Source organism: Comamonas resistens (assembly GCF_030064165.1).
Lineage (GTDB): Bacteria > Pseudomonadota > Gammaproteobacteria > Burkholderiales > Burkholderiaceae_C > Comamonas > Comamonas resistens.
The window spans coordinates 2,446,299-2,470,823 of sequence record NZ_CP125947.1 but is presented as its reverse complement, the minus strand read 5'-3'; the positions used below and the strand labels follow the sequence as shown (position 1 = coordinate 2,470,823).

General features: G+C 61.6%; 26 protein-coding genes. 16 read left to right on the top strand and 10 right to left on the bottom strand.

The window, feature by feature from the left end; genetic code table 11:
• The first annotated feature begins 98 nt into the window (after positions 1 to 98).
• From folD to QMY55_RS11510, 4 genes are all read left to right on the top strand, one after another.
• A complete protein-coding gene (gene folD, locus QMY55_RS11525) occupies positions 99 to 953 on the top strand; it encodes a bifunctional methylenetetrahydrofolate dehydrogenase/methenyltetrahydrofolate cyclohydrolase FolD (RefSeq protein ID WP_283488724.1) in 855 nt (284 codons plus the stop codon).
• 205 nt (positions 954 to 1,158) lie between these two features.
• The gene (locus QMY55_RS11520; protein WP_283488723.1) at positions 1,159 to 3,198 is read left to right on the top strand and encodes a M3 family metallopeptidase; all 2,040 of its coding nucleotides are present in this window, start codon (positions 1,159 to 1,161) and stop codon (positions 3,196 to 3,198) included.
• Between the two features lie 143 nt (positions 3,199 to 3,341).
• Complete coding sequence (locus QMY55_RS11515) at positions 3,342 to 4,004, top strand: glutaredoxin family protein (RefSeq protein WP_283488722.1); 663 nt, start codon at positions 3,342 to 3,344, stop codon at positions 4,002 to 4,004.
• 15 nt (positions 4,005 to 4,019) lie between these two features.
• Positions 4,020 to 4,325 (top strand): hypothetical protein, encoded by a 306-nt coding sequence (locus QMY55_RS11510; RefSeq protein WP_283488721.1) that lies wholly within the window; start codon positions 4,020 to 4,022, stop codon positions 4,323 to 4,325.
• Positions 4,326 to 4,430: 105 nt separating this feature from the next.
• Here QMY55_RS11510 and rpiA read toward each other — a convergent pair whose 3' ends face one another.
• Entirely contained in the window at positions 4,431 to 5,129 is a 699-nt protein-coding gene (gene rpiA / locus QMY55_RS11505; protein ID WP_283488720.1) for a ribose-5-phosphate isomerase RpiA, read from the bottom strand.
• A gap of 34 nt (positions 5,130 to 5,163) precedes the next feature.
• Between rpiA and QMY55_RS11500 the strand changes: the two genes are divergently transcribed.
• Positions 5,164 to 6,222, top strand: coding sequence for a quinone-dependent dihydroorotate dehydrogenase (locus tag QMY55_RS11500; protein WP_283488719.1), 1,059 nt, complete (start codon positions 5,164 to 5,166; stop codon positions 6,220 to 6,222).
• Positions 6,223 to 6,335: 113 nt separating this feature from the next.
• On the opposite strand, the gene QMY55_RS11495 is transcribed toward QMY55_RS11500, so the two are convergent.
• From QMY55_RS11495 to QMY55_RS11485, 3 genes are read right to left on the bottom strand one after another with little or no spacing between them, the layout of a single operon-like run.
• Positions 6,336 to 6,707, bottom strand: a complete 372-nt coding sequence (locus QMY55_RS11495) for a hypothetical protein (protein ID WP_283488718.1) — start codon at positions 6,705 to 6,707, stop codon at positions 6,336 to 6,338.
• A 1-nt stretch (position 6,708) separates the two neighbouring features.
• The gene (locus QMY55_RS11490; protein ID WP_283488717.1) at positions 6,709 to 7,104 is read right to left on the bottom strand and encodes a phage holin family protein; all 396 of its coding nucleotides are present in this window, start codon (positions 7,102 to 7,104) and stop codon (positions 6,709 to 6,711) included.
• Between the two features lie 31 nt (positions 7,105 to 7,135).
• A complete protein-coding gene (locus QMY55_RS11485; RefSeq protein WP_283488716.1) occupies positions 7,136 to 7,447 on the bottom strand; it encodes a DUF883 domain-containing protein in 312 nt (103 codons plus the stop codon).
• Positions 7,448 to 8,031: 584 nt separating this feature from the next.
• Between QMY55_RS11485 and dsrO the strand changes: the two genes are divergently transcribed.
• The 3 genes from dsrO to QMY55_RS11470 all read left to right on the top strand — a co-directional run bounded on the left by dsrO (position 8,032) and on the right by QMY55_RS11470 (position 13,234).
• Positions 8,032 to 8,895, top strand: coding sequence for a sulfate reduction electron transfer complex DsrMKJOP subunit DsrO (gene dsrO, locus QMY55_RS11480; RefSeq protein ID WP_283488715.1), 864 nt, complete (start codon positions 8,032 to 8,034; stop codon positions 8,893 to 8,895).
• Between the two features lie 13 nt (positions 8,896 to 8,908).
• A complete protein-coding gene (nrfD, locus tag QMY55_RS11475) occupies positions 8,909 to 9,949 on the top strand; it encodes an NrfD/PsrC family molybdoenzyme membrane anchor subunit (RefSeq protein ID WP_283488714.1) in 1,041 nt (346 codons plus the stop codon).
• A gap of 108 nt (positions 9,950 to 10,057) precedes the next feature.
• Complete coding sequence (locus QMY55_RS11470) at positions 10,058 to 13,234, top strand: tetrathionate reductase subunit A (RefSeq protein WP_283488713.1); 3,177 nt, start codon at positions 10,058 to 10,060, stop codon at positions 13,232 to 13,234.
• 708 nt (positions 13,235 to 13,942) lie between these two features.
• Here QMY55_RS11470 and QMY55_RS11465 read toward each other — a convergent pair.
• Positions 13,943 to 14,926 (bottom strand): IS5 family transposase, encoded by a 984-nt coding sequence (locus tag QMY55_RS11465; RefSeq protein WP_283484992.1) that lies wholly within the window; start codon positions 14,924 to 14,926, stop codon positions 13,943 to 13,945.
• 130 nt (positions 14,927 to 15,056) lie between these two features.
• Here QMY55_RS11465 and QMY55_RS11460 point away from each other — a divergent pair, with 130 nt between their 5' ends.
• On the top strand, positions 15,057 to 15,569 hold the full coding sequence (locus QMY55_RS11460) for a DUF1697 domain-containing protein (RefSeq protein ID WP_283488712.1): 513 nt from the start codon (positions 15,057 to 15,059) through the stop codon (positions 15,567 to 15,569).
• A 10-nt stretch (positions 15,570 to 15,579) separates the two neighbouring features.
• On the opposite strand, the gene QMY55_RS11455 is transcribed toward QMY55_RS11460, so the two are convergent.
• Both QMY55_RS11455 and QMY55_RS11450 read right to left on the bottom strand, forming a co-directional pair.
• Positions 15,580 to 15,867, bottom strand: coding sequence for a hypothetical protein (locus QMY55_RS11455; protein ID WP_283488711.1), 288 nt, complete (start codon positions 15,865 to 15,867; stop codon positions 15,580 to 15,582).
• 8 nt (positions 15,868 to 15,875) lie between these two features.
• Positions 15,876 to 16,187: a hypothetical protein gene (locus QMY55_RS11450; protein WP_283488710.1), complete on the bottom strand. Its 312-nt coding sequence runs from the start codon at positions 16,185 to 16,187 to the stop codon at positions 15,876 to 15,878.
• Positions 16,188 to 16,290: 103 nt separating this feature from the next.
• On the opposite strand from QMY55_RS11450, the gene QMY55_RS11445 reads away from it, so the two are divergent.
• From QMY55_RS11445 to QMY55_RS11425, 5 genes are all read left to right on the top strand, one after another.
• The gene (locus QMY55_RS11445) at positions 16,291 to 16,512 is read left to right on the top strand and encodes a hypothetical protein (protein ID WP_283488709.1); all 222 of its coding nucleotides are present in this window, start codon (positions 16,291 to 16,293) and stop codon (positions 16,510 to 16,512) included.
• Positions 16,487 to 16,651 (top strand): hypothetical protein, encoded by a 165-nt coding sequence (locus tag QMY55_RS11440; RefSeq protein WP_283488708.1) that lies wholly within the window; start codon positions 16,487 to 16,489, stop codon positions 16,649 to 16,651. Before QMY55_RS11445 ends, QMY55_RS11440 begins: the two co-directional genes overlap by 26 nt.
• Before the next feature lie 153 nt (positions 16,652 to 16,804).
• Complete coding sequence (locus tag QMY55_RS11435; protein ID WP_283488707.1) at positions 16,805 to 17,971, top strand: aromatic ring-hydroxylating oxygenase subunit alpha; 1,167 nt, start codon at positions 16,805 to 16,807, stop codon at positions 17,969 to 17,971.
• Positions 17,972 to 18,026: 55 nt separating this feature from the next.
• Positions 18,027 to 18,632: a TetR/AcrR family transcriptional regulator gene (locus QMY55_RS11430; RefSeq protein WP_283488706.1), complete on the top strand. Its 606-nt coding sequence runs from the start codon at positions 18,027 to 18,029 to the stop codon at positions 18,630 to 18,632.
• 267 nt (positions 18,633 to 18,899) lie between these two features.
• On the top strand, positions 18,900 to 20,543 hold the full coding sequence (locus QMY55_RS11425) for an ATP-binding cassette domain-containing protein (protein ID WP_283488705.1): 1,644 nt from the start codon (positions 18,900 to 18,902) through the stop codon (positions 20,541 to 20,543).
• 78 nt (positions 20,544 to 20,621) lie between these two features.
• Here the strand turns inward: QMY55_RS11425 and QMY55_RS11420 are convergent, their stop codons facing one another.
• A complete protein-coding gene (locus QMY55_RS11420) occupies positions 20,622 to 20,813 on the bottom strand; it encodes a hypothetical protein (RefSeq protein ID WP_283488704.1) in 192 nt (63 codons plus the stop codon).
• Positions 20,814 to 20,895: 82 nt separating this feature from the next.
• On the opposite strand from QMY55_RS11420, the gene QMY55_RS11415 reads away from it, so the two are divergent.
• Positions 20,896 to 21,795 (top strand): LysR family transcriptional regulator, encoded by a 900-nt coding sequence (locus QMY55_RS11415; RefSeq protein WP_283488703.1) that lies wholly within the window; start codon positions 20,896 to 20,898, stop codon positions 21,793 to 21,795.
• Positions 21,796 to 21,896: 101 nt separating this feature from the next.
• Here the strand turns inward: QMY55_RS11415 and QMY55_RS11410 are convergent, their stop codons facing one another.
• Positions 21,897 to 22,334, bottom strand: a complete 438-nt coding sequence (locus QMY55_RS11410; RefSeq protein ID WP_283488702.1) for a hypothetical protein — start codon at positions 22,332 to 22,334, stop codon at positions 21,897 to 21,899.
• Between the two features lie 194 nt (positions 22,335 to 22,528).
• Between QMY55_RS11410 and QMY55_RS11405 the strand changes: the two genes are divergently transcribed.
• Positions 22,529 to 23,602, top strand: a complete 1,074-nt coding sequence (locus QMY55_RS11405; protein ID WP_283488701.1) for a linear amide C-N hydrolase — start codon at positions 22,529 to 22,531, stop codon at positions 23,600 to 23,602.
• On the opposite strand, the gene QMY55_RS11400 is transcribed toward QMY55_RS11405, so the two are convergent.
• Positions 23,599 to 24,414 carry an AraC family transcriptional regulator gene (locus QMY55_RS11400; RefSeq protein ID WP_283488700.1) on the bottom strand — a complete coding sequence of 272 codons (816 nt, stop codon included), beginning with the start codon at positions 24,412 to 24,414 and terminating at the stop codon, positions 23,599 to 23,601. The genes QMY55_RS11405 and QMY55_RS11400 overlap by 4 nt on opposite strands.
• Between the last annotated feature and the right edge of the window lie 111 nt (positions 24,415 to 24,525).

Sequence of the window (24,525 nt, the reverse complement as noted above, 5' to 3'; positions counted from 1 at the left end):
AGCACGGCTCGGGCCCAGGCCTTAGCTAACTCCTATTCTGATAGCTGCTAGTGCTTGTATTTCAAGGGCTAGCAGCATTTTTTATTGGTAATCCAGCAATGACAGCCCAAATCATCGACGGCAAAGCCCTCTCCGAACAATTGCGCAAGGAAGTCGCCACGCGTGCAGCAGCGCTCAAGGCCAAGGGCGTGACGCCCGGTCTGGCCGTGATTCTGGTGGGCGACAACCAGGCTTCCCAGGTCTATGTACGCAACAAGGTCAAGGCCTGCGAAGACGTGGGCTTTCACTCCGTGCTGGAAAAGTACGATGCCTCGATGACCGAAGCCGAGTTGCTGGCCCGCGTGGCTGCGCTGAACAACGACCCCAGCATTCACGGCATTCTGGTGCAGCTGCCCCTGCCCAAGCACATCGACGATCACAAGGTCATTGAAACCATCTCGCCCGCCAAGGATGTGGACGGCTTCCACGTAGCCAGCGCCGGCGCACTGATGGTGGGGGAAGTCGGCTTCAAGGCCTGCACGCCCTACGGCTGCATGAAGATGCTGGAATCGATTGGCATGAAGAATCTGCGCGGCAAGCATGCCGTGGTCATCGGCCGCTCCAACATCGTGGGCAAGCCCATGGCCATGATGCTGCTGGCCGCCAACGCCACCGTCACCGTCACGCATAGCGGCACGGCCGATCTGGCCGCCATGACGCGCCAGGCCGACGTCATTGTCGCCGCCGTGGGCAAGGTCAACGTGCTGACCGCCGATATGGTCAAGCCCGGCGCCGTGGTCATCGACGTGGGCATGAACCGCAACGCCGAAGGCAAGCTCTGCGGCGATGTGGATTTCGACGGCGTCAAGGAAGTTGCCGGCTACATCACCCCTGTGCCCGGTGGTGTCGGCCCTATGACGATTACCATGCTGCTGGTCAACACCATGGAGTCTGCAGAGCGCGCAGCGCCCTGACACCCCCTGAGCCGCTGCGTGGCTTCCCCCTCTCTGCTTCGCGGAGGGGGACGACAGCCTTGCTGCGAGGCGGCTCTTGCTTGCTGTCTCTGGCCTAAAACCAGCTCAGCGCGCTGCTGACCACAGGCTGACGCTATCACTGCCATAGCAAAACATTGCCATGGCAGCGCTTGATTTTCCCGACCTTGCCGGCACCTAATACAGCATGAGCAATCCACTTCTCGAAACATCCTCCCTGCCCCTGTTTGACCGCATTCAACCTGCGGATGTAGGCCCAGCCATTGATGTTCTGCTGGCTCGCGCCAGCGAGGCATTGGAGACCGTTGTCACACCCGACTTTCCTGCGCAGTGGGAAGCCATCTCGGCTGTGCTGGATGTGGCAACCGAGAAACTTGGCACCGCCTGGTCGGCCGTCAACCACCTCAACAGCGTGGCCGATACGCCCGAGCTGCGCGCCGCCTATAACGAGGCACTGCCTCGCGTGACCGAGTTCTGGACCAACCTCGGCGCCGACGAACGCCTGTACGCCAAGTACAAGGCCATCGCCCCTGACAGTCTCAACAAGGAACAACGCGCTGCCTGGGATCACGCCATGCGTGGCTTTGTGCTTTCGGGTGCCGAGCTGCAAGGCGCGGCCAAGGAACGCTTTGCCCAGATTCAAGCCCGCTCTGCCGAGCTGGCTCAGAAATTCAGCGAGAACGCGCTGGATGCCACGGATGCCTTTGCCTATTACGCCAGCGCCGAAGAACTCGATGGAGTGCCCGCCGATGTGATTGCTGCAGCCAGGGCAGCTGCCGGAGCCGATGGCAAGGAAGGCTACAAGCTCACGCTCAAGATGCCTTGCTACCTGCCCGTGATGCAGTTCGCCAAGAGCAGCGCGCTGCGCGAAAAGCTCTATCACGCCTATGTGACACGCGCTTCCGAGCAGGCGGAAGGCGACGCCGCCAAATTCGACAACACGGCCGTGATGAAGGAAATTCTGGCCCTGCGCCTGGAAGAGTCGCAGTTGCTGGGCTACAAGAGCTTTGGCGAAGTCTCCGTCGTGCCCAAGATGGCCGACTCTCCCAAGCAGGTCATAGACTTTCTGCGCGACCTGGGCCAACGCGCCCGCCCCTATGCCGAAAAAGACGTGGCCGATCTGCGCGCCTTTGCCAAGACCGAGCTGGGCATTGCCGACCCACAGCCCTGGGACTGGGCCTTCATCGGTGAAAAGCTCAAGGAGGCCCGCTACTCCTTCAGCGAGCAGGAGCTTAAACAATACTTCCCCGCACCCAAGGTGCTGGCCGGCCTGTTCAAGATTGTGGAGACCCTGTTCGAAGTCTCGATTCGCCGTGAAGAAGCGCCGGTGTGGAACGCCTGTGTGGAGTTCTACCGTATCGAGCGTGCCGGCCAATTGGTTGGCCAGTTCTATCTGGACCCGCAGGCCCGCAAGGGCAAGCGTGGCGGTGCCTGGATGGATGATGTGCGCACACGCTGGTTGCGTCCCGACACCCATCAGCTGCAAACCCCGGTTGCGCACCTGGTCTGCAACTTTGCCGCCGGCGTGGATGGCAAGCCCGCGCTGCTTACGCATGACGATGTGATCACCCTGTTCCACGAAACAGGTCATGGCCTGCACCACATGCTCACCCAGGTCAATGAACGTGATGTCTCGGGCATAGCCGGTGTGGAGTGGGATGCGGTGGAGCTACCCAGCCAGTTCATGGAAAACTTCTGCTGGGAATGGGATGTGCTCAAGCACATGACCGCCCATGTCGATACCGGCGAAGCTCTGCCCCGCACGCTGTATGACAAGATGATCGCCGCCAAGAACTTCCAGTCCGGCATGCAGACGCTGCGCCAGATCGAGTTCGCGCTGTTCGACATGCTGCTGCATACCGAACACAACCCTGCCGACGACTTCATGCCTTTGCTCAAAAAGGTGCGCAGCGAAGTGGCCGTGTTGCCCTCGCCAGCCTACAACCGCATGGCCCACACCTTCAGCCATATCTTTGCCGGCGGCTATGCAGCGGGTTACTACAGCTACAAATGGGCCGAGGTGCTGAGCGCCGACGCCTATGCGGCCTTTGAGGAGACCGTGCTGGCCGATGGTTCCCCCAACCCCGAGACCGGCCGCAAATACCGCGAGTCGATTCTGGAAGCCGGCGGCAGCCGCCCCGCCATGGAGTCCTTCAAGGCCTTCCGCGGCCGCGAGCCGCAGATCGACGCACTGCTGCGCCACCAGGGCATGGCCAAAGCCGCCTGATCCATCGCTTTGCCGTCAACGCCCTGCGCCGCAGGGCGTTTTTGTGTGCGCGCCAAATCAAGCGCACAGGCAATTCCTGAGCCGAAGGGCGACAGATGCCGTTATGCTCAGGCACCATATTGTTTGCCCCACTTTCTTCGCTTATGTCACGCAGTCATTCGTGCTCTGTTCTTTCCGCCGCTCTTGTCATGGCCTGTGTCAGCCTGATGGCATCTGCCGCGCAGGCCCAGGGCGTTTATCGCATCGTCGGCCCCGATGGCCGCGTGACGTTTTCAGACCGAGCGCCGACGGCAGCACAGGCCCAGCCCAGCGCACCGCCTGCCTCGCCGAATGCTGCTCACACCGACAGCGCACTGCCCTATGCGCTGCGCCAGTCGGCTGAGCGCTACCCCGTCATGCTCTACAGCAGCAAGGACTGCGAGCCCTGCGACGAAGCGCGCGAGTATCTGCGCGGGCGCGGCATTCCGTTTGGCGAGCGCACCATCGAAACCTCGGCCGACATGACAGCACTCAAAAAGCTCAGCGGCCAGGACAGCCTGCCCTTTGCCACCATTGGCAGCCAGCACCTCAAGGGCTTTGCTGCCGACAACTGGAGCCAATACCTCAATGCCGCGGGCTACCCCACACAGTCCAAGCTCCCACGCGGCTATCAGGCGGCGGCTGCGCGCCCGCTGACCACGCCAGCCCCTGCACCTGCCACTGCTGCCAAAGATCCTGCCCCCCAGCGCCCCGCTGTCCCGCAAGCACCGGCCACACCGCAACCAGGCACGCGCACAGCCGACAATCCCGCGGGTCTGCGCTTTTAAATCGGACACCCGCCCATGACCCGGCCTGAAGAACTGCAAAAATCCGCAGCCCTGTTGGTCATACCGGTGCTGCTGACCATGTGGTTTGTCTCGGATGGCGGACTGCGCAATGGCTTGAATCGCTTGGTCTTCGAGTTGATCGTCGGCGCATTCTTTGCCAGCTACGGCTTGCTATGGGGCGGAGTCGAGCTGTTCAACCACTGGCGCCATCAGCGCAATCCGTTCAATCTGCGCCTGATGCGCTGGAGCTTTTCGCTGCTGCTGGCGTGGGTAGTAGCAGCCACCTTGTTTGAACAACTTGAGCTGGTCACCCTTTTTTAATCAGAACGGCATGTAGCGCTTACCCATCAAGCGCAAGCAGCTATCAAATACATAACAAAAAGCCAGCGACATGGCGCCGCTGGCTTCGGGACAAGAGCGCTGTGCTCAGTATTCCAGCGTCTGCACGCCTTGAGCCGTTCCCAGCAGGCAAACCGCGGCCTTCTGGTGCGCAAAAACACCCACCGTGACCACGCCTGGCCACTGGTTGACTTCAGATTCAAACGCCAGGGGCTCGGCAATCTTCAGACCACGCACATCCAGAATATGCTGGCCGTTATCGGTCACCAGCGGCGCACCATCCTTCTGGCGAATTTGCGCGGTCACGCCATCACCCATGGCCTCGAAACGACGGGCGATCTGGCCTGCCGCCATGGGGATCACCTCCACGGGCAGCGGGAAATTGCCCAGCATCTCCACCAGCTTGGATTCATCGGCAATGCAGACAAAGCGGTCGGCCAGGGCCGCCACAATCTTCTCGCGCGTCAGCGCCGCACCGCCACCCTTGACCATATAGCCCTGGCCGTCGATCTCGTCGGCGCCATCGATATACACGGCCAGACGCTGAACTTCATTGGCATCGAACACCTTGATGCCCAAGGCCTTCAGACGCTCGGTGCTGGCCACGGAGCTGGAGACCGCGCCGGGGATCTGATCCTTGATGGTGGCCAGCGCGTCGATGAACTTGTTGACCGTGGAGCCCGTGCCCACGCCCACAATTTCACCAGCTACCACATATTTCAGGGCAGCTTGTCCGACCAAAGTTTTCAGTTCATCTTGAGAGAGGGAAGCAGCAGATGTCGTCATGAGGGAAAATCCAGGTAATCCAGCGATTATCTCCATGTCTCTTATTCCTTACTCCCTGACCCGTCCTGTTCTTTTCGGTATGGACCCCGAAGCCGCCCACGACTTCACCATGAACTTCATGGCAAAGGGTCAGAATACCTTGCTGCAAAAAGCCTGGGAACGTCCTCTGGTCAGCGACCCCATCGAGCTCGCCGGTCTGAAGTTTCCCAACCGCGTGGGCATGGCCGCAGGTCTGGACAAGAATGCACGCTGCATCGATGCACTGGCCGCCATGGGCTTCGGCTTTGTGGAAGTGGGAACGGTCACGCCCCGCCCCCAGCCCGGCAACCCCAAGCCACGCATGTTCCGCATCCCCGAAAAGAATGCGCTGATCAACCGCCTGGGCTTCAACAACGAAGGCCTTGATGCCTTCCTGGCCAATGTGCGCCGCTCGCGCGTGCGTGCAAAAGCAGGAAACAATGGCGGCGCCATGCTGCTGGGTCTCAATATCGGCAAGAACGCCACCACCCCGATTGAAGATGCCACCAGCGACTATCTGAAGGCTCTGGACGGCGTCTACCCCCATGCCGACTATGTGACGGTGAACATCAGCTCCCCCAACACCAAGAACCTGCGGGCGCTGCAAAGCGATGAGGCACTGGACGCCCTGCTGGGCGCCATTGCCAACCGCCGCGAACAACTGGCCACCGAGCATGGCAAGCGCACGCCGGTATTTGTGAAGATCGCCCCCGACCTCGATGAGGAGCAGGTCGGCGTGATCGCCGCCACACTGCAGCGCCACGGCATGGACGGCGTGATTGCCACCAACACCACCATCAGCCGTGAAGCCGTCAAGGGCCTGCCCCATGCCGAGGAAACCGGCGGCCTGTCCGGCGCACCCGTGCTGGAAGCCAGCAACCAGATCATCCGCCAGCTGCGCTCGGCCCTTGGCAGCCGCTTCCCCATCATCGGCGTGGGCGGCATCCTCAGCGGAGCGGATGCCGTGAGCAAGATTCGCGCGGGCGCAGACGTGGTGCAGATCTACAGCGGCCTGATCTACCGCGGCCCGGACCTGGTGACGGAAGCCGCCCAGGCCATCGCACATATGCACTGAATACGCATGGCCTCAGATTTCTGAGGCACTGTATTGCGAATGAAAAACAGCCCGTGAAGCGCATGCTTGCACGGGCTGTTTGCTTGGAGGCTGCGAAACTCCGCGGCCGGGCGTCAGGCGCGACTGCGGCGCTGCTGCAGCTTCATGACCCATGGAAGGGCAATACTGCCCCAGCGCATCAGCTTGCGCGGGCCAACAGCCATCAAGGCTGCCCCCGCCACCGCCGTGGCAATCGGGTGCAGTCGCACAAAGGTGATGACGCGATCGACCAGTGGTGCATCAGGCTGCACATGCTCGACATCACGGACCTGAGTCTGCAACGTCTGGGCCTGGGCTCTCGCCGCCGAGCGTGCCTGCAAACGGGAACGCTGCTTGGCAATGCGCTTGAGCACAAGCTGCTGCTCGGGCGTTGCATCTTCCCAAAGGTCCGCATCAAAGCCCTCAGGTTTGGAGCTATCGGTTGGTGCCTGCCGAAGTGCATTCATGCTAGAGCTTCTCCTTCAGCGTCTTCCAGTCCACCTTGAACTCGTTACGGGTCAGTTTGAAGGGCTCTGACAACTGCTTAACCGCAGCCAGCAAGCGCCACAGCGCCAGCACCCAGACCAGCAACCAGCTTCCGGCCAGGCACCAGGCCACCGTGGTGCGATGGTCGCTGTCCCAGAACTGCACCATCAAGGCGATGGACAGCACCGTGAGCACCACCACCGTCAACCCACCCAGCGCAACCACCAGCACCACCAGGGTCTGAAGGCTGCGCTTGTGCATCTGCCATTCGAGCTGGGCCAGATCTGCGCGGTCTTCAGCAGCCAGCGCGAGTTCATTGAGACTGGCGCGCCAACGCGCCTGCAATGCGTCAAGACCTAATAGTGAAATCCAGTTCACAGGCAGTCGTCCTGATGTCGCCGCCCGCCAATCAGCGGCGGCCCAGCATGAAGCCCACCAGCGCGCCCACGGCCAGGGCGGCGCCCGCGACACGCCACGGCTCGTCATGCGCATAGCGATCCGCCATATCGGCGGCATCGCGGGCCTGACGTGCGGCATCCTGGGCCGCGCGAACGGCGGAGTCGCGCACCATGTTCATGCTGTCATCGATGCGCTGGCGCAGCGCGCTGATCTCGGGCAGCTTGTCCAGTTCGCGAGCGGACAGCAGCCCACGCAGATCGCCAACCAGCTTTTCCAGATCTTCTTGGGCATTGGAGACGGTATCGGATACAGAGCGAGACATATCAAACCTTTCTAGTGACGATTGATAGGGTTTCAGCGCAAGGCAAACTTGCTGCGCTAAGCCGATCACTGTGACCCGGCGATGAAGAAAAACTCATCGCCACACACAGCATGCAAGCATCTTACCCAAAAGAAACAGTGATCAAACGCCTCGTGCGCCCAGGCTGGTGTCGGACATTCCCCCAGGGCCTCCCTTCAAAAACAGAAGCACCCACCTCAATCTGCAAGGCCATTGGCAGCGTTTGGGCTTTGGCCTGAGGCCGCTTCATACGGAACTGCCACAGATCCCGGCAGAGCCGATGCCATATTCCTTGCGCCAATTCAACATGCAGACATTCGAGACCCTGCAGGGTCCAATATTTAACAGTTCATTAATGTGACGATTGCATCCTCGGGCCACTGCTTTTTCCTGAACGGCAATTCCCCTCCGGCAAGGGATTACCCGAACAAGACTTGATTCAAATCAAGTAGGCACCGGCACCCCATTCATATAGTAATAAGCACATAAAAAGTATTTATTAAATACTATTTTGTGCATAAACATCAGTTTCCCCTGATGCCATTGCGACGATGAAAGGAAGGGCTATGCCACTTCACACACCAGAATCCTCCAGTTGCTCATCCGGCAACGCCTGTACCTGCGCCCCTGCCCAAGCCAGCAGCCACAAGCCGGCTGGCGCTCAAACCTCATCAGCCGCCCCACTTCAAGCCAAACGAGGTTTTCTGCAAGACTTGATTGCTCTGGCCGCCGGCTTTGGCTTGGCCGGCAGCGCCCGCGCCGCCCTGCCCGGCGACCCCGGCTTCCAGCCACAGCGCCGCCCCGGCATGGAAGGCAAGCGCTTTGGCATGTTGGTCGATATGCGCAAATGCATAGGCTGCCAGGCCTGCACGGTGAGCTGCTCGGTCGAAAACCAGCCGCCCATAGGCCAGTTCCGCACCACGGTGCTGCAGTACGAGGTGGACAAACCCGACGACACGGCCCCCGCCATGGTCAGCCTGCCGCGCCTGTGCAATCACTGCGACGAGCCGCCCTGCGTGCCCGTCTGCCCGGTGCAAGCAACGTTTCAGCGCACCGACGGCATTGTTCTTGTCGACAACGAACGCTGCGTGGGCTGCGGCTACTGCGTGCAGGCCTGCCCTTACGACGCGCGCTTCATCAACCACGAGACGCAGACCGCCGACAAATGCACCTTCTGCGAACACCGGCTGGAAGCCGGTCTGCTGCCTGCCTGCGTGGAAAGCTGCGTGGGCGGTGCGCGCGTGATTGGCGACCTGAACGACGCGCACAGCGAGATCAACCAGCGTATCCATGCCCACAAGGACGAGATCAAGGTCCTCAAGCCCGGCATGAAGACCAAGCCCCATGTGTTCTACATCGGACTGCCCGATGAGTTCGTGAACGGCGTTGATGGACAGGCGACTGTTCGCCTGGTGGCCGAGCATCTGTGAAAGGAGTCCCATCATGCAAATCATCGAACTCCTGACCCCTGCTTATGAAGCCGCCTGGCTGCCCTGGGCCGTGCAGTATTTCTTCCTCGTTGGCGTTGCTACCGGCGCCGCACTGCTGACCTCGGCCTGCGTGTTTGGCCCGAGCAACGGGCTGCGTCAGCGCCTGCTGCCTACCGCCGTGCTGGTGCTGGCCATGAGCGCGGTTGCAGCACCTGTCGCCCTGCTGGCCGACCTGCACCAGCCCGCACGCTTCTGGCATTTCTATGCCCACCTCACGCCCTGGTCGTGGATGAGTCTGGGCGCCGTGCTCATGCCCACGTTTGTCGGCCTGTGTCTGCTGATGTGCGCACTGTGGTGGCTGGGCAAGCACAAGCTGATGCGCATCCTGGTGCCCGTGCTGCTGCTGTCCACGCTCAGCATCGTGGTCTACACCGGGGCCGAAATCATGGTCATACGCTCGCGTCCGCTGTGGAACACGCTGTGGGTCCCCATCAATCTGGCACTCAGTGGCTGGCTGGCCACCGTGGGCCTGGGCTTTGTGCTCTACCGTTTTCTTCCGCCCAAGCTGCAGCCTGATTTTGAAACCCTGCACGGCCTGCGCAATCTGGGCCTGTGGCTGGCTACCGGCCTGGTTGCCAGCGCCCTGACCTGGGGCGTGGCCGGCATTGCAGGCCAAAGTCCGTCGTTTGACATGGCCGTGCGCCTGTTCAAGGACTTCCCCGTCTGGCGCATCTCCATGCTGGGCTCGGCGGTGTTTGGAGCAGCCGTGGTGATGACCCTGCTGCGCGGCGAGCAACGTCTGGGAGCCAAGGGATATACGCTTGTGCTGGGCATAGGACTGGCTGCATCAGCCTGGGCCTTCCGCTGGGCGCTGTTCATGGGCGTGCAAAGCGTGCCCAAGTTTGGCGCCGGCCTGTATCTGTACAGCATGCCGCTGGGCGGCGAAGGCCTGATGGGCATGTTGGGCGTAGCCGGCCTGTGCGTGGCGCTGGTCGCCATGACCACCTGGGCCCTGGAGCTGTTCCCCGCCCGCAAACCTGCTGTTGGCGCTTGAAGATTCAAGCCAAATAGGCCTGTACCGCAATACCGGCAAGCGCTAGCAGCTATCAAAACCGTAGAAGCACTGCTGCGCTTGCCCTTCCCTCGAACCAAGGGCAAGACCATGACTGACAAGAAAATCCCCCCTGAATCCACCCAGGATGCCGACATCGCCAAAAGACGCCTGCTGCTGCGCGGCGGCGCCGTGGCGGGTGGCCTGGCGGCTTTTGCCGCCGGCTATGGCGAGACCGTGGCCAAGGGCGCCAAGGGCCTCATCACCGGCAGCTCGGGCAAGAGCACCCAAAGCGCCACGCGTGGCAACTCGCTGACGCCCGAATTCCGTATCGACCCCGTCACCGGCAAGCTGTCCACTCAAGTCGGACAGGTGGTCAGCCCCTCGTCATGCCTGGGCTGCTGGACGCAGTGCGGCGTGCGTGTGCGCGTCGATACCGCTGACAACCGCATCATCCGCATTGCCGGCAATCCCTATCACCCGCTGGCTACGACCCATCCCGCGCCCATGGAAACGCCGGTGCGCGAGGTCTATGCCATGCTGGGCGGTGACAACGGTCTGGAAGGCCGCGCCACCAGTTGCGCACGCGGCTCGGCCATGCTCGAACACCAGAAGGCCCCGCACCGTGTGCTCAAGCCGCTCAAGCGCGTGGGCCCGCGCGGCTCGGGCCAGTGGAAGAGCATCTCGCTCGAAGAGCTGGTCCGGGAAATCTGCGAAGGCGGCGACCTGTTCGGCGAAGGCCATGTGGAGGGTCTCGCCGCCATCCGCGACGTCAACACGCTGATTGATGAGGCCAACCCCGAATACGGCCCCAAGTCCAACCAGTTGCTGGTGACCGAGGCCGCCAACGAGGGCCGCACCCCACTGGTCAACCGCTTTGCCAAACAGTCCTTCGGCACCATCAATGTGTCCAACCACGGCTCTTACTGCGGCCAGACCTACCGCGTGGGTACGGGCGCCGCATTGGGAGATATGGCTGGCATGCCCCATGGCAAGCCGGACTGGAAGAACTCGCGCTTTGGCCTGTTCATCGGTACCTCGCCCGCGCAGTCGGGCAACCCCTTCCAGCGTGTGGGCCGCGAGCTGGCCGAAGCGCGTTCGCGCAGCGAGAACACCTACCGCTATGTGGTGGTTTCGCCCATGCTGCCCACTTCGTCCAGCTTTGCTGCGGGCGACAACAACCGCTGGCTGCCCGTCAAACCCGGCAGCGACCTGGCGCTGGCCATGGGCCTGATACGCTGGATCATCGACAACGAGCGCTACGACAAGCAGTTCCTGACCCAGCCCGGCCCCGCTGCCATGGCTGCCGCGGGCGAAGCCAGCTGGAGCAACGCCACCCATCTGCTTGTCAACGAACCCAGGCATCCTCGCTATGGCCAGTTCCTGCGTGGCGCCGATATCGGCCTGCCCATGCCCGAGCCTGTTGACGAAAAAACGCCTGCCGAAGATGTCTATGTGGTGCAACTGGCCGATGGAAAGCTGGTGGCCCACACCGTGGCCACCGCAGCTGAACTGATCGTGGAGCGCGAATTCACGCCCCTTAAAGCTGCGGATGCGACCGAGGAACCTGCCTCCATCTCTGTCTGCACCGCCTTTGTCAAACTGCGCGCCGAGGCACACAAAAAGACGCTGGAGGAATACGCAGCACTGTGCGGCGTGCCAGTCAAGGAAATCGAAGACCTGGCGCGCGAATTCACCAGCCATGGCAAACAGGCCGTGGCCAACTCGCACGGCGGCACCATGAATGGCTCGGGCTTCTACACCGCCTACGCCATTGCCATGCTCAACAACCTTATCGGCAACCTCAATGTGCGCGGCGGCTGGGTCATGGACGCAGGGCCGTTCGGCCCCTTCGGCCCCGGCCCGCGCTACAACTTTGCCCAGTTCGAGGGCGCGGTGAAGCCCAGGGGCGTGGCCCTGTCGCGCACCAAGTTTCCCTATGAAAAAACCAGCGAGTTCAAGCGCAAGAAGGAGGCGGGCCAGAACCCCTACCCCGCCAAGGCGCCCTGGTATCCCGCACCCGGTGGCCTGAGCAGCGAAATGCTGGCCGCCGGCATGTTGGGCTACCCCTACCCGGTCAAGGCCTGGATCAACCACATGAGCAACCCCATCTATGCCATGTGCGGCTTCGAGAACGCGCTGGCTGATGCCGTCAAGGATGTGAAAAAGCTACCGCTGTTTGTCTCTGTGGACCCCTTCATCAACGAAACCTCGGCCCTGGCCGACTACATCGTGCCCGATACCGTCACCTATGAAAGCTGGGGCATTGGCGCGCCCTGGGCCGACGTGGTGGCCAAGAGCAGCACCGTGCGCTGGCCCACGGTCGAGGCCGCAACCGCCAAAACGGCCGACGGCCAGGTCATCAACTTTGAAAGCTTTATCTTTGCCGTCGCCAAGCAACTCGGCCTGCCCGGCTTTGGCAAGAATGCCATGTCCACCAAAGATGGCGAACCACTCGACCTCGAAAACGCCGAAGACTTCTACCTGCGCGGCATGTGCAATATCGCCTACCAGGCCGGCAAGCCCGTGCCCGAAGCCAGCGACGACGATATTGAAATCACTGGCCTGCAAAAGTGGATGCCCTCAGTGGAAAAGCGCGTGAAGCCCGAGGAAGTACGCCGCGTTGCCATGGTCATGAGCCGTGGCGGCCGCTTTGACAAGGTCGAAGACGCCTGGAAGGGCGAACAGCTCAAGCTGCAAGCCAAATTCCCCGCCACCTTCTGGCACGAGGGCCTCTCAAAAATGCGCCACTCCATGACCGGCGAGCGCTACAGCGGCTGCCCAACCTGGTACCCCACGCGCCTGGCCGACGGCTCGGATATGCGCGCCGTATTCAGCGAGCAGGACTGGCCTTTGACCATGACCAGCTACAAATCGAATCTGATGAGCAGCATGTCCATCGCCGCCTCGCGCCTGCGCCAGGTACACCCGCACAACCCCGTCAGCATCAACAAGGCTGACGCCGCCAAGCTGGGCATTGCCAACGGCGACCACATCGAGCTGAGCACGCCCGGCGGCCAACTGCGTGGCGTAGCCCTGGTGCGCGCCGGTATCGCGCCCGGTGCTATCGCTATTGAACATGGCTACGGCCACAAGCAACTGGGCACCGTGGCCCACAAGGTGGACGGCCAACCCACCCATGCCAACCCACAGCATGGCAATGGTGTGAACCTCAATGCTCTGGGCTTCGCCGACCCGACACGGCCTGAAAAGGACAATGTCTGGATTGACTGGGTGTCGGGAGCTGTGGTTCGGCAGGGCTTGCCAGTCAAAGTCAAAAAGGTCTGACGACCGCTCAAGCCTTCATCTCCAAATGATGAAAAAGCCCATCGCGAGAGCGGCGGGCTTTTTTACGACAGATCAACACGAGCAAGAATCCAAACGAGCAGCCCAAGCCTTACAGGCCGCTGAGACAAGAAGTCAATATGAGGCCCGAAAGCCTGCTGCCTGGACCGCTTACTTCAAGCCGTCTAGAAAGTGTGCCTCAGACCCAATCACTGTTGAGTGCGGAAACGAATACATGCGCGCCAAGAGCCGCTTCGAAGAAACCTACAAAGACACCCAATAATTGCCACAGCACGACGCGCGCACTCCCTACGACAGCGTGAGCTTTGCCGGATACACCTGGTGTCCAGCACTGGCAGCGATGACCTCAGGTTTTGGAGTTCGGTCATGGATTCGCCACGCCTTCAGCCATTGCTGAAATGGCAACCCAGCAGTGCATCAGCGGGTTAACACCTATTAATCTCTTGTGCACAAAGATCAAACTGGAATCACTCACAAGAAGCTCCATCCAGAGAGAGATCAAGACTGAAGCTCACTTACGCCCTCATCTATTGGCAAGTTTCAGTGAGTGAAGGGCCTACCTAGGGAAGGTCTGCACGAATTACTTGGAAGTGAGCTACGCCCGTCCGTGAGATAAAGCCTGCCTCAGCAAGGCGCCCAAACGTTGTCCAGGCGCCTCCAGGGGGATGCAATTCCCCGATTTCGTGGGCATTACGCCCCTTGCACGCGCACCTGTGCCATGGCTTTCAGCTTGTGCCTGGCCATCCACAGGTTGGACAGGGCAAACAGCGTCACGATCTGCGCCGTGTTTTTCTTCAAACCACGGTAGCGCACCTTCACATATCCAAACTGCTGCTTGAGCACCCTGAAGGGGTGTTCCACCTTGGCCCGGATGCGCGCCTTGGTGCGCTCCAGCTGGTCGATCAGATCATCAAGAGGCTTGTCTTTGTCCAGCGCCCGGCGCAGGCCTGGGCGCATGGCCACGTGCCAGCACACGGCTTGCCTGGCATCGGGGCGCTTGTCCGCCCCTTGGTAGCCCGCATCACCAAAGGCATCTGTCTCCTGCCCGTGCAGCAGGCTGTTGGCTTCGACGATGTCGCTGACGTTGCCAGCCGTGCCCCGCACTGTGTGCACCAGGCCCGAGTCGGCATCCACCCCGATGTGGGCCTTCATGCCAAAGTACCACTGGTTGCCCTTCTTGCTCTGGTGCATCTCGGGGTCACGCTCGCCACTTTGGTTCTTGGTGGAACTGGGGGCCGCAATCAGCGTGGCATCCACCACGGTGCCCGCCTTCAACTGCAAGCCCTTGGCTTGCAGCAGTGCGTTGACCGTGGCCAGGATTTGTTCGGCCAGCTTGTGGCGTTCCAGCAGGTGCCTGAAGCGCAGGATGCTCGACTCGCTGGGGATGTGTTCGTCCCAACGAGACAGACCTGCGAAGTCACGAAACGCAGGCACATCATGCAGCGCTTCTTCCATTGCAGGGTCGCTGAGCTTGAACCACTGCTGCATGAAGTGGATGCGCAGCAGCGTCTGCACCGCAAAGGGCTGCTGACCCCGCCGCCCACTCTCGGGGGCGTAGGGCGCTATCAGCGCTACCAGTTCAGCCCAAGGAACCACCAGCTCCATGGCGTCCAGGAATTCGCGCTTGCGGGTGCGCTTGACGGTGTTGCTCAGGCCCAGGCTGCTTTGCTTCATGTCTGTATTGTCTGGGCTTCAGGCCCTTGCAAGCACATCAGGCGTGGATTCGTGCAGAGGATCCCTAGTAGGCCCCTTCTGTTTTCAGGCGAGGCATAGGTACCGCCCCAAGTGATCCGCTCCTACTGCAATGCCCACCTACATCGCTCTGCTGCGTGCCGTCAATGTCGGGGGAACAGGCAAACTGCCCATGACAGAACTCAAGGCCATGTGCGAAGCCGCGGGCTTTGAGCAGGTAAGGACCTATATCGCCAGTGGCAATGTGGTGTTCAAGGCCAGCGGTACGGCGCAGCAGGTCAAGAGTGCGCTGATGCAGCGTCTAGCCAGCCATATGGGCAAACCTGCCGAGGTTTTTGTGCGCACGGCTCAGGAGATGGCCGAAGTGCTGGCAGGCAACCCTTTTTCGGACTCTCCAGGGCATCAGACCGTCGCCATCTTTCTCGACAAAGCGCCACCCGCGGATGCCCTTGCCCATATCAAGGGGCAGAACGACGAACAGCTAGCGCTGGGCTTGCGCGAGATCTATGTGGCCTATGGCTCTGGCATGGGCCAGTCCAAACTCAAGATTCCTGCGGCGGTGCAAGGCACGGCAAGAAACATCAACACGGTCGCTAAATTGGCCGAGATGGCCGCGGCGATGTGATTGCCAAACCTCAGGCCTGCACTGCCACAAAACAAGGGCTGCCCTGCAGGCGCTGCATGACGGCATCTGCAGCAGGCAGTTGTGACAAAGGGATAAAGAAGATGGCGTCCGGCATGCTGCGCGCGTTCGCGGGCGTGATCTGCAGCATGCCCTGGCGCTCGAAAATGATGCCGATGCGGCTTGCGTCGTCATAGACCGCAGCAAAGTGCAGGCCGCCCTGCTGCAAATCGAAACCGTTTTCATCAAACCGGGCCGAGCAGGTCAGTTGCGGCTGGCCTTTGAAGATCTGCTGCTTCACCACCTGAATCACCGATTTGCGCGAGACCGTGCGGCTGGCCCCATCTCGTACATGCGCTGCTTGATGCGCCAGTTGCTGACGTAGAAAAGCAGGCCCAGCAGCAGCATCAGCGTGAAGCTGATCTGCATGCCCGGCGAGGTCTTGATGCCGGCCGCAACCAGCGCCAGCAGCGGCACGCCTGCCATCGAGGCAATGCGCAGCTTGCGCCACACACCTGTTCTGCTTTGCACCACGGCGTCGGACGCGTCGCGGTGGGCCAGCATGATGCGCTGCACATCACCCTGCTGCAGCGTAAAACTTGTCTGGCTGATCACATTCATGGGGTTTCCGGCAAAAGCTCTGGATTCTAAGACTGCGCGGCGGAGCGCTTCCTCACCTAAAACGCAAGGCTGCTGCACGCTCAGCGCTGCTATCATTTTCAATATGACAGAGTTGCAATTGCGCCGAACCAAGGGCTGGGCCGTTCTGGTGGGTGCGGTGCTGGGCGCCATCATGGTTTTCTTCATGCACCGCGCCGCCAGCGAGCATGCGGCGCAGAAAGCCGCTGAAGAGGCGCAATGTGCCCAGTTGCTGGCGGCGGTGAAAAAACCCGATCCGCAGTACCAACTGGAATGTGTGTTTGAGCACGGCAGCCCCAAACCCTGAGCAGGAATGGCCGCATGATCCTGAACGGCATCGCCAGCAGGTGCTGCTGCCCGAGAGCTATCACGTAGCCACACTGAATAATGATGATGCCGATCTGATCGACGAATCGGTGCGTGCGCTCTTCAAGCAGGCGCTTTGAAAATTTGAAGGAAATCGGCCGCCAGCGCATGCCAGGCAAGCGCTGGCGGTTTGTTTTTAATAGCAAGCCAGCATATCCACTCAGCACAAACCCCAGTCAAACACCGACTAGTCAATCGGTACATTGACAGCTCTTGATGCTCAGGAGCCTGCCATGAACGCCGCCGCCTTGATCTTTCCCCGACCCGCCGATCTGTATGAGCGCGCCCTGCAAGCAACCACGCAGATGCGGGCCGATGCACAGGGCCAGGGCGGTCAGCTTCCCGTCGCCGGCTACCGCAGCCCCGAGCAGTTTGCGCAAGAGATGCAATTGCTGCGCCAGCATCCGCAGGCCGTAGCAGCCAGTTCTGACCTGGCCCGGCCAGGCAGTTGGCTGTCGCTCACCAGGCTGGGCACGCCCTTGCTGCTGGTGCGCCAGCCGGACGGCAAAGTGCAGGCCTTTCTCAATGTCTGCCGCCACCGTGGCGCGCGGGTGGTGGCGGAAGGCGCGGGCGATCAGGCCCGTGCTTTTTCCTGCCCCTATCACGCCTGGACTTATCAGACCGATGGGGCCTTACGTGGCGTGCCCCAGGCCCAAGGGTTTGCCGGGCTTTGCCAGCAGGACATGGGGCTGCGCCGCCTGGCCTGCCATGAGGTGGCGGGCCTGATTTGGGTGGTGCTGGACCCGCAGCAGCAAGCACAAGACATTGCCGCCGCACTGGGGCCTGCCATGCAGGATTTGGCTACGTTGGCCGGCATGCAATCAGCCGTGGGCTATGCGCCGCGCTCCTATGAAGTTGCCGCCAACTGGAAGCTGTTGGTGGACGGTGTGTTCGAGGCCTATCACTTCAAGATTGCCCATCAAAAAACCATTGCTGCCATGTTTGCCGGCAATGTGCAACTGGTCGATGAATGCGGACTGCATCGGCGCCTGTATCTGATCAAGGCCAACTTTGCGCGCGAGCAGCCCCCGCCCGAAGCTTTCGAGCCGCGCCTGTACGGCAATCTGACCTATTTCTTCTTCCCCACCAACACCGTGCTGGTGCAGCCCGACCATGCGCAGTTCAGCTGCCTGGAGCCCATCAGCCCAGAGCGCACCCGCATCCACGAGATCACCCTGCTGCCTCAGGCCCCGGCCACCGAAAAAGCCGGAAAATACTGGCAGGCCAATGTGGACTTGTACCGCCGCACTCTGGCCGAAGATTACGCTCTGGCCGAGTCGATTCAACAGGGGCTGGCCAGCGGTGCCAACGAGCATTTCACTTTCGCCAGCTTTGAATACAGCATTCCCCGCTTTCACGCGCAGTTGCAGCAGGCCTTGGAAAATTCAAACATAAAGTGATTCAAACCCAATACCTGTCTGCGCAAGCAGCTTCTGATTGAATAGCAACCCCAGCATGACCACACCCGCCAAACCGCGCAAAGAGCAGATTCTTGAAGTCGCCGAACGGCACTTTGCCCAGCACGGCTTTGCCGGCGCCTCGCTGTCGGCTGTTGCACGCGACTGCGAGCTGGGCAACCCCGGGTTGCTGCACCACTTTGCCAGCAAGGAGCTGCTATACCGCGCGCTGCTGGAGACTCTGGCCCAGGACCTGATGCAGCGCATGGATCAGATGCTGGCCGACACCGCCGCCCCGGATCAGCGACTGGCCGGCTTTGTCGCCGTGCAGCTGGACTGGATGCGCGAGCGCCCCCTGGCTGCCCAGCTCGTCACCCGCGAGCTGCTGGACAACTCCGAGCGCATTGCCACGGCCCAGACCCGGCCGCTGGAGCGTTTTCTGAACACCGCCCTGATGCTGCTGGAAGACGGCCAGCGCGACGGTCTGCTGCGCCGTGACGTACCCGCACTGGCCTTGCTGACCATGGTGCTGGGCAGTCTGAACTATGCGCATATCGTGCGCCCGACCTTCGAGCGCGCCTTTGCCGACCCGCTGCTGCGCCAGGAATCCGACTGGATGCAAGACATGGCCGCGCAACTGCTGAGGCTGCTGCAAGCGGCTTGAGTTTCTGGACACTACCGCTCCACAACCCTTTGCCCGCTTCGCTATTGAGAGTACGCCGCTGTCACAGCCATCGAATACAGGCTTGACCGCTGCGGCAAGCGCTCTACAATCGCCCTCTTTCCAACCCTTGCGAGGTCTCGACTCCCATGCGCCATTGATGCCGCCGTCCTGCTGACGGCCACTCCCCTCCCCTCTCACGTTGCCACGCGTTCAAGCGTTTGGCACAAGGTGCAGGGATGTCTGGCATCCAATCATCGCAAGAGTCTTATGACCGAACCTCGTTTGACGCTGAACAGCGTCTCCTATGCGCTGCCCAACGGGCGGCAGCTGTTTTCCGATCTTTGCTGCACTTTTGGCGCACAGCACACCGCGCTCGTGGGTCGCAACGGCGTGGGCAAGTCCGTGCTGGCACGGATTCTGGCGGGCCAAATCGCGCCCACCAGCGGCAGCATCACCACCTCCGGCCTGTTGCACTATCTGCCACAGAACCCGCTGGCCGCTACGCCCCACGCCAGCGTGGCCGCGCTGGCGGGCATGGAGACCGCCCTGCAGGCGCTGATGCGCATAGAGCAAGGCAGCAGCGAAGCGCGGGACTTCGAGCTGCTGGCCGAACGCTGGGATATTCGCCAGCAGTTTCAGACACTGCTGGCGCAAATCGGCCTGCCAGCACTGCAGCCTCAGACCCCGGCCAGCCAGCTCAGCGGTGGCCAGGCCATGCGCGTGGCACTGGCAGGCGCGCGCCTTTCAGCAGCCGACTTTCTGATTCTGGACGAGCCCAGCAACCATCTGGACGCCATCAGCCGCGCCGCCCTGGCGCGCGATCTTCAGCAGTGGCGTGGCGGGCTGCTGCTGATCAGCCATGACAAGGTCTTGCTCAAGCACATGCAAGTCATTGCCGAAATGAGCCCAAGCGCAATCACCGTCTATGGGGGCAGCTATGCTTTTTATGAGCAGGCCCAACGCCAGCAAAGCCAGAATGCGCAGGACGAGCTCGCCCGCCTGAAGCTGGAGCGCAGCCGCACCGAACAAGCCCTGCGCAACCAGCAAGAGCGCCAGAGCCGCAGACAGGCACGCGGCGACCGAATCGGCAAAAGCGGCAACCAGGCCAAGATCCTGCTGGACGCCAACAAGGAGCGCGCCCAAAGCTCGGGCGGCAAACTGGCCACCCAGCATGCCGCCAAGCGCGAGGCACTGAACCAAGACGTGCGCGAGGCCGCCCAGGCCCTGCATCGCCAGGTGGACTGGCAGGCTGGCAGCATTCACTGGCATCTGCCGCAAGGGCTGAACGCGCGGGCCGATCGCATCGTGGCAGAGCTGCGTGATGTGCAACTGCCCTACACACCGCCGCACAAGCCGCTGAACCTTGCGCTGCGCGCCGATCAGCGCGTGGCCATCTGCGGGCCCAATGGTTGCGGCAAATCCACGCTGCTGCAGGTACTGGCCGGGCAGTTGCTTGCTCCTTCGGGCCAGCGGCTCATGCATGGCAGCTTCGCCCTGCTGGACCAGGGCCAGAGCCTGCTGCAACCGCAGCTTTCCGTGCTCAAGCAGTTGCAAGCCGCCAGCCCGCGCACGCCCGAATCGCTGCAACGCATGCGCCTGGCCCAACTGGGGCTGGACGCCCGCCATATAGACCAGCCCAACGCATTGCTCAGCGGCGGCGAGCGCCTCAAGGCCGCCATGGCCTGCGCACTCTACGCTGATGAAGATGAGCAAAGCGCCCTGCCCATCCTGCTGCTGGATGAGCCCGACAATCACCTCGATCTGCCTTCGCAGCAGGCACTGCAGGCCTTGCTTGTCCAGTATCCGGGGCCGCTGGTCGTGGTTTCGCACGATGAAGCATTGCTGCAAGCCATCCATCTCACGCACAGGCTCGATTGGGCAGGCGATGAATGGCTGTGGATGGAGGTTTAAAGAAATGGACCAGAACCCACGCAAGCGCTTACCTGTAAAGCGCAACATGTTACTGTATTGATAGCATACGGTGACCTCTCAACCGCCGTTGGGCGGCACACGAAAGTTTTCGCCGATGCGCTTTGCGGCCCTCTCCAGCATCTGGCCAATGGCTTGCAGCCAGCCCGCCCCTTGTTCGCGCCAGCTCGGCGCATTTTCCTCTGTCTGCAGCGCCGGCACCTGCTCATCTGTGCGGATCGCCGGGCAAGCATTTTTGTCATCATGATTCATGAGACCGATGCTCAAGTTTTGGCTAACTTCTGTAAAGTTGAATTCAATGAATAGTCAATTCAGAATTTCTGACTAAAAACCCATGCGTAACCTCAACCTCGACCAGTTGCAAACCTTGATAGCGATCGCCGATCTGGGCACTTTTGCCGCTGCCGCCCAGGCGCTGCATCTGGCTCCACCCACGATCAGCCTGCATATCAAGGAACTGGAATCGCGCATGGAAGCCACGCTGCTGGTGCGAGGCAGGCGCCAGGCCGAGCTGACCTCGGCCGGGCAGGTGCTGGTGCACGAAGGCCGCAAGCTGCTGCGCGCCAGCGATGATCTGGTCGAGCGCGTACAGCGCCATGCATCGGGCCGCGAAGGTGTGGTGCGCGTGGGCGTGTCTGCAGGGGTCAGTACCCGGTTGCTGCCGCTGATGCTGGAGGCGCTGAGCCGCCGCAGCCCTGGCGTGGAGGTTCGGCTGGAGGCAGTAAGCTCGGCCGAGTCGGTCAAGCGGCTGTCTGCCGGTACGCTCGACGTGGCCGTGGTCGCCAGCCCCCAGGCGGCCGGTGCGGACATTCATCTGCAACCCTGGCGCAACGACCCTCTGGTTGCACTGCTGCCCGCCAGTTGGGAGGCCCCGGATCTGATCACGCCCGAATGGCTGTCCCAGCGGCGCTGGGCCTCGTTCTCGGCCCCGACCCAGATGCATGGCCTGATCGCCAACTGGTTTGCCCAAGCGGGCTACACGCCGCGCCCTTTCCTGGCGCTGACCTATCCGGGAGCGCTCAAGAGCCTGGCCGCAGCTAGCCAGAGCGCGGCGCTGCTGCCGCTCGAAGAGGTGGAAGACCAGCTGAACTCAACCGAGGTGCAGATACGCCACCTTCAACCCACGCTGATGCGCCCCATGGCCGTAGCCCACAGGCTGCAACCCGACCTGAATCCGGCAGTGGACAGCGTGCTGAAGGTATTGGCCGAGTTCGGCTCGGAAAAGCCAGCATAGTTTTTCCAATGGGAACTGCCGTAGCACGCTAGCAGCCTACGTCAGCAGCTATGGTTTTACAGGGTGCGGAGCTTCTGCAGTGCGCCATTCACCCGGGCACCTCAGTCCGCAATCTTTTTCCAGTTCCTGCCATCGGTGGAGCGATAGGTTCCACCTGTGGCGCAGCAACCGCCTGCGCCGAAGGCCATACGGCCCAGCGTGACCGTGAGTGCGCCTTTTTCAAAGCTCATGCTCTGGCGCTGGCAGGCGGTCCACATCGGATAAAAGTCGGGCGCCAGCACGCTTTGCCAGCGCACCTCGCCCTTGTCACCGGTTTCCACACGATAGACCTCGCAGTCGTGCAGCAGCAGGAAGACGGATTCCCCCGCCAGCACGCCTTTGAAAACATCTTCCGGCGCCGCATCGCGCGTGGCAATGGCCTCCTTGCTCAGTCGGCTATCGGCGGACTCGTCACCGCCGCCTATCAGGTCGCAGCCGCTCAGGCCAAGCAGCGCCAGCAAGGTGATGAAGGTAAGTGAAGGCTTGAGGCTCATGGTCATGCAGTATGACTGTTCCCGGCATGGGCGGGCCCTTAAGTCTTGCACACATGGGCCAGCCTCGCTTGCAGGCTAGTATCGGGATGTAAGGCGAACTCACCTTGCGAATGCTCATCCCGCTCCTTGCGGAACCTGAGCGCTTGGCTCACTCCAAGCATCCACGCCCATCACTGTTGTTTCTCATGAAGGAAGATTTGATGAAAGCCAAAATGCCGCATATCCGTCCCCAACTGGCTGCCCTGCTGCTGGCCGCCTCCGGTATTGCCGCCACGACCAGCGCCTTGGCCTGCACCCGCCTGGTGTTTCTGGGCGCCGAAGGCCAGGTGATGACGGCCCGCTCCATGGACTGGAAGAGCGATATCGTCAGCAACCTCTGGGTGATGCCGCGCGGCATGGAGCGCAATGGGCAAACAGGCAGCAACACGCTGCGCTGGACCTCCAAATACGGCAGCGTCATCACCTCGGGCTATGACATTTCGACCACGGACGGCGTCAACGAGGCCGGCCTCAATGCCAATCTGCTGTGGCTGGTCGAATCCCAATACCCGGCCTTCGACGCCAGCAGCAAACCGGGGCTGACGATTGCCGCCTGGGCCCAATACGTGCTGGACAACTTCGCCACCGTCAAGGAAGCCGTGGCCGCGCTGGAGCAGCAGCCCTTCACCATCGTCTCGGACAATGTGCCCGGCGAGAACCGCCTGACCACGCTGCACCTGTCCATGTCGGATGCCAGCGGCGACAGCGCCATCGTCGAATACATCGCCGGCAAGCAGGTCATTCACCATGGCCGCCAGTACCAGGTCATGACCAACTCGCCCACGTTCGACCAGCAACTGGCGCTCAACAGCTACTGGCAGCAGATTGGCGGCACCACCATGCTGCCCGGCACCAATCGCGCCGCAGACCGCTTTGCGCGGGCATCGTTCTACGTTGGAGCCATTCCCAAGGACCCGAATCCCAACAAGGCCCTGGCCAGTGTCTTCAGCGTGATCCGCAATGTCTCCGTGCCTTATGGCATCAGCACGCCAGACCAGCCCAATATTTCCTCCACCCGCTGGCGCACCGTGTTCGATCACCAGCGCAAGCTGTACTTCTTCGAGTCCGCGCTGACGCCCAACACCTTCTGGGTGGACCTGAAGGCGCTGGATTTCAGCCCGAAAACCGGCAAGGTCATGAAACTGGATCTGGGTGCAGACCAGAGTCACACCTTCTCGGGCAATGCCACCAAGGATTTCAAGCCGGCCAAGCCCTTCCAGTTCCTGGGCATCTAGGACTGCTCGCCGAATGCCCCGCCCTGCGAGATCAGCACAAATTCCGAGGGCGGGCAGCCAAAGTTCTTTTTGAAAGCCACGGTGTAGGCACTATGGCTTTCATAGCCGCTTTCCAGCGCCACGCGAGTGATGGCCATGCCTTGCAGCAACCACTGGATGGAGGCCATCAGCCGCATCTGTTGACGCCATTTGCCCAGATTCATGCCCGTGCTTTTCAGAAAGCGCCGATGCAGCGTCTTGGTGGTCAGCGCATGCCGGCTGGCAATCGCATCGGCATTGACGGCGCGCGCCGGCTCTTGCACCAGAGCTTCGCAAATCTCGCGCATCAGCGCGTCCTCGGGCCAGGGCAGATGCAGAGGTAGCGCGGCCAGTGCCTTCAGCTCTTCCAGCAGCAATTCGCCCAGCAAACGGCTGCGCCGCTGTGCTGCGGCTGCAGCGTCCAGCCCGACCAGGGCCGCAATCAGCTCGCGCACCAGCGGCGTGACATGCAGCACGCAGTCCCGCTCTGGCAGCTGCGCGGCCAATTTCTCGCGCACAAAGAGGCCGCAGGCGCTGACCGCCGTGGTCGCGGTCAGGCTGTGCTGCACATGGGGGCGAAGCCACACTGCCGTGGTGGGCGGCACCAGCCACTGGCCGGAGCTGGCCTGAACCAGCAACAGACCTTCTGTCGCATAGATCAGATGACCGTGGGGATGGCTGTGCACAGGCACCTGATGGCCTGCGGGATAGCGCTCGACCACACCGGTCACGGGCAGGCCTTGCCCATCCAGATTCAGCGGCTGGCCGCCGCGTTCAGGCGAGGCATAGGCCATGGCTTGCAGCGCCTCCCGCAACAATGTCCAAATCCATAAAGCAAATGGTATTTTTTTGATAGAAACCCATAGAACCTGAAGTCTAAAGTGCAGTCATTGCTTTTCACAAGA

Excerpts from the sequence above, each read along its gene's own strand:
- QMY55_RS11435 (WP_283488707.1), top strand. The coding sequence starts at position 16,805 with ATGAACGCCGCCGCCTTGATCTTTCCCCGACCCGCCGATCTGTATGAG.
- QMY55_RS11445 (WP_283488709.1), top strand. The coding sequence starts at position 16,291 with ATGACAGAGTTGCAATTGCGCCGAACCAAGGGCTGGGCCGTTCTGGTG.
- QMY55_RS11460 (WP_283488712.1), top strand. The coding sequence starts at position 15,057 with ATGCCCACCTACATCGCTCTGCTGCGTGCCGTCAATGTCGGGGGAACA.
- QMY55_RS11510 (WP_283488721.1), top strand. The coding sequence starts at position 4,020 with ATGACCCGGCCTGAAGAACTGCAAAAATCCGCAGCCCTGTTGGTCATA.
- QMY55_RS11400 (WP_283488700.1), bottom strand. The coding sequence starts at position 24,414 with ATGGCCTATGCCTCGCCTGAACGCGGCGGCCAGCCGCTGAATCTGGAT.
- QMY55_RS11520 (WP_283488723.1), top strand. The coding sequence starts at position 1,159 with ATGAGCAATCCACTTCTCGAAACATCCTCCCTGCCCCTGTTTGACCGC.
- QMY55_RS11495 (WP_283488718.1), bottom strand. The coding sequence starts at position 6,707 with ATGAATGCACTTCGGCAGGCACCAACCGATAGCTCCAAACCTGAGGGC.
- QMY55_RS11500 (WP_283488719.1), top strand. The coding sequence starts at position 5,164 with ATGTCTCTTATTCCTTACTCCCTGACCCGTCCTGTTCTTTTCGGTATG.
- rpiA (WP_283488720.1), bottom strand. The coding sequence starts at position 5,129 with ATGACGACATCTGCTGCTTCCCTCTCTCAAGATGAACTGAAAACTTTG.
- QMY55_RS11415 (WP_283488703.1), top strand. The coding sequence starts at position 20,896 with ATGCGTAACCTCAACCTCGACCAGTTGCAAACCTTGATAGCGATCGCC.
- QMY55_RS11430 (WP_283488706.1), top strand. The coding sequence starts at position 18,027 with ATGACCACACCCGCCAAACCGCGCAAAGAGCAGATTCTTGAAGTCGCC.
- QMY55_RS11485 (WP_283488716.1), bottom strand. The coding sequence starts at position 7,447 with ATGTCTCGCTCTGTATCCGATACCGTCTCCAATGCCCAAGAAGATCTG.
- QMY55_RS11405 (WP_283488701.1), top strand. The coding sequence starts at position 22,529 with ATGAAAGCCAAAATGCCGCATATCCGTCCCCAACTGGCTGCCCTGCTG.
- QMY55_RS11470 (WP_283488713.1), top strand. The coding sequence starts at position 10,058 with ATGACTGACAAGAAAATCCCCCCTGAATCCACCCAGGATGCCGACATC.
- dsrO (WP_283488715.1), top strand. The coding sequence starts at position 8,032 with ATGCCACTTCACACACCAGAATCCTCCAGTTGCTCATCCGGCAACGCC.
- folD (WP_283488724.1), top strand. The coding sequence starts at position 99 with ATGACAGCCCAAATCATCGACGGCAAAGCCCTCTCCGAACAATTGCGC.
- QMY55_RS11465 (WP_283484992.1), bottom strand. The coding sequence starts at position 14,926 with ATGAAGCAAAGCAGCCTGGGCCTGAGCAACACCGTCAAGCGCACCCGC.
- QMY55_RS11450 (WP_283488710.1), bottom strand. The coding sequence starts at position 16,187 with ATGAATGTGATCAGCCAGACAAGTTTTACGCTGCAGCAGGGTGATGTG.
- QMY55_RS11420 (WP_283488704.1), bottom strand. The coding sequence starts at position 20,813 with ATGAATCATGATGACAAAAATGCTTGCCCGGCGATCCGCACAGATGAG.
- nrfD (WP_283488714.1), top strand. The coding sequence starts at position 8,909 with ATGCAAATCATCGAACTCCTGACCCCTGCTTATGAAGCCGCCTGGCTG.
- QMY55_RS11425 (WP_283488705.1), top strand. The coding sequence starts at position 18,900 with ATGACCGAACCTCGTTTGACGCTGAACAGCGTCTCCTATGCGCTGCCC.
- QMY55_RS11515 (WP_283488722.1), top strand. The coding sequence starts at position 3,342 with ATGTCACGCAGTCATTCGTGCTCTGTTCTTTCCGCCGCTCTTGTCATG.
- QMY55_RS11410 (WP_283488702.1), bottom strand. The coding sequence starts at position 22,334 with ATGACCATGAGCCTCAAGCCTTCACTTACCTTCATCACCTTGCTGGCG.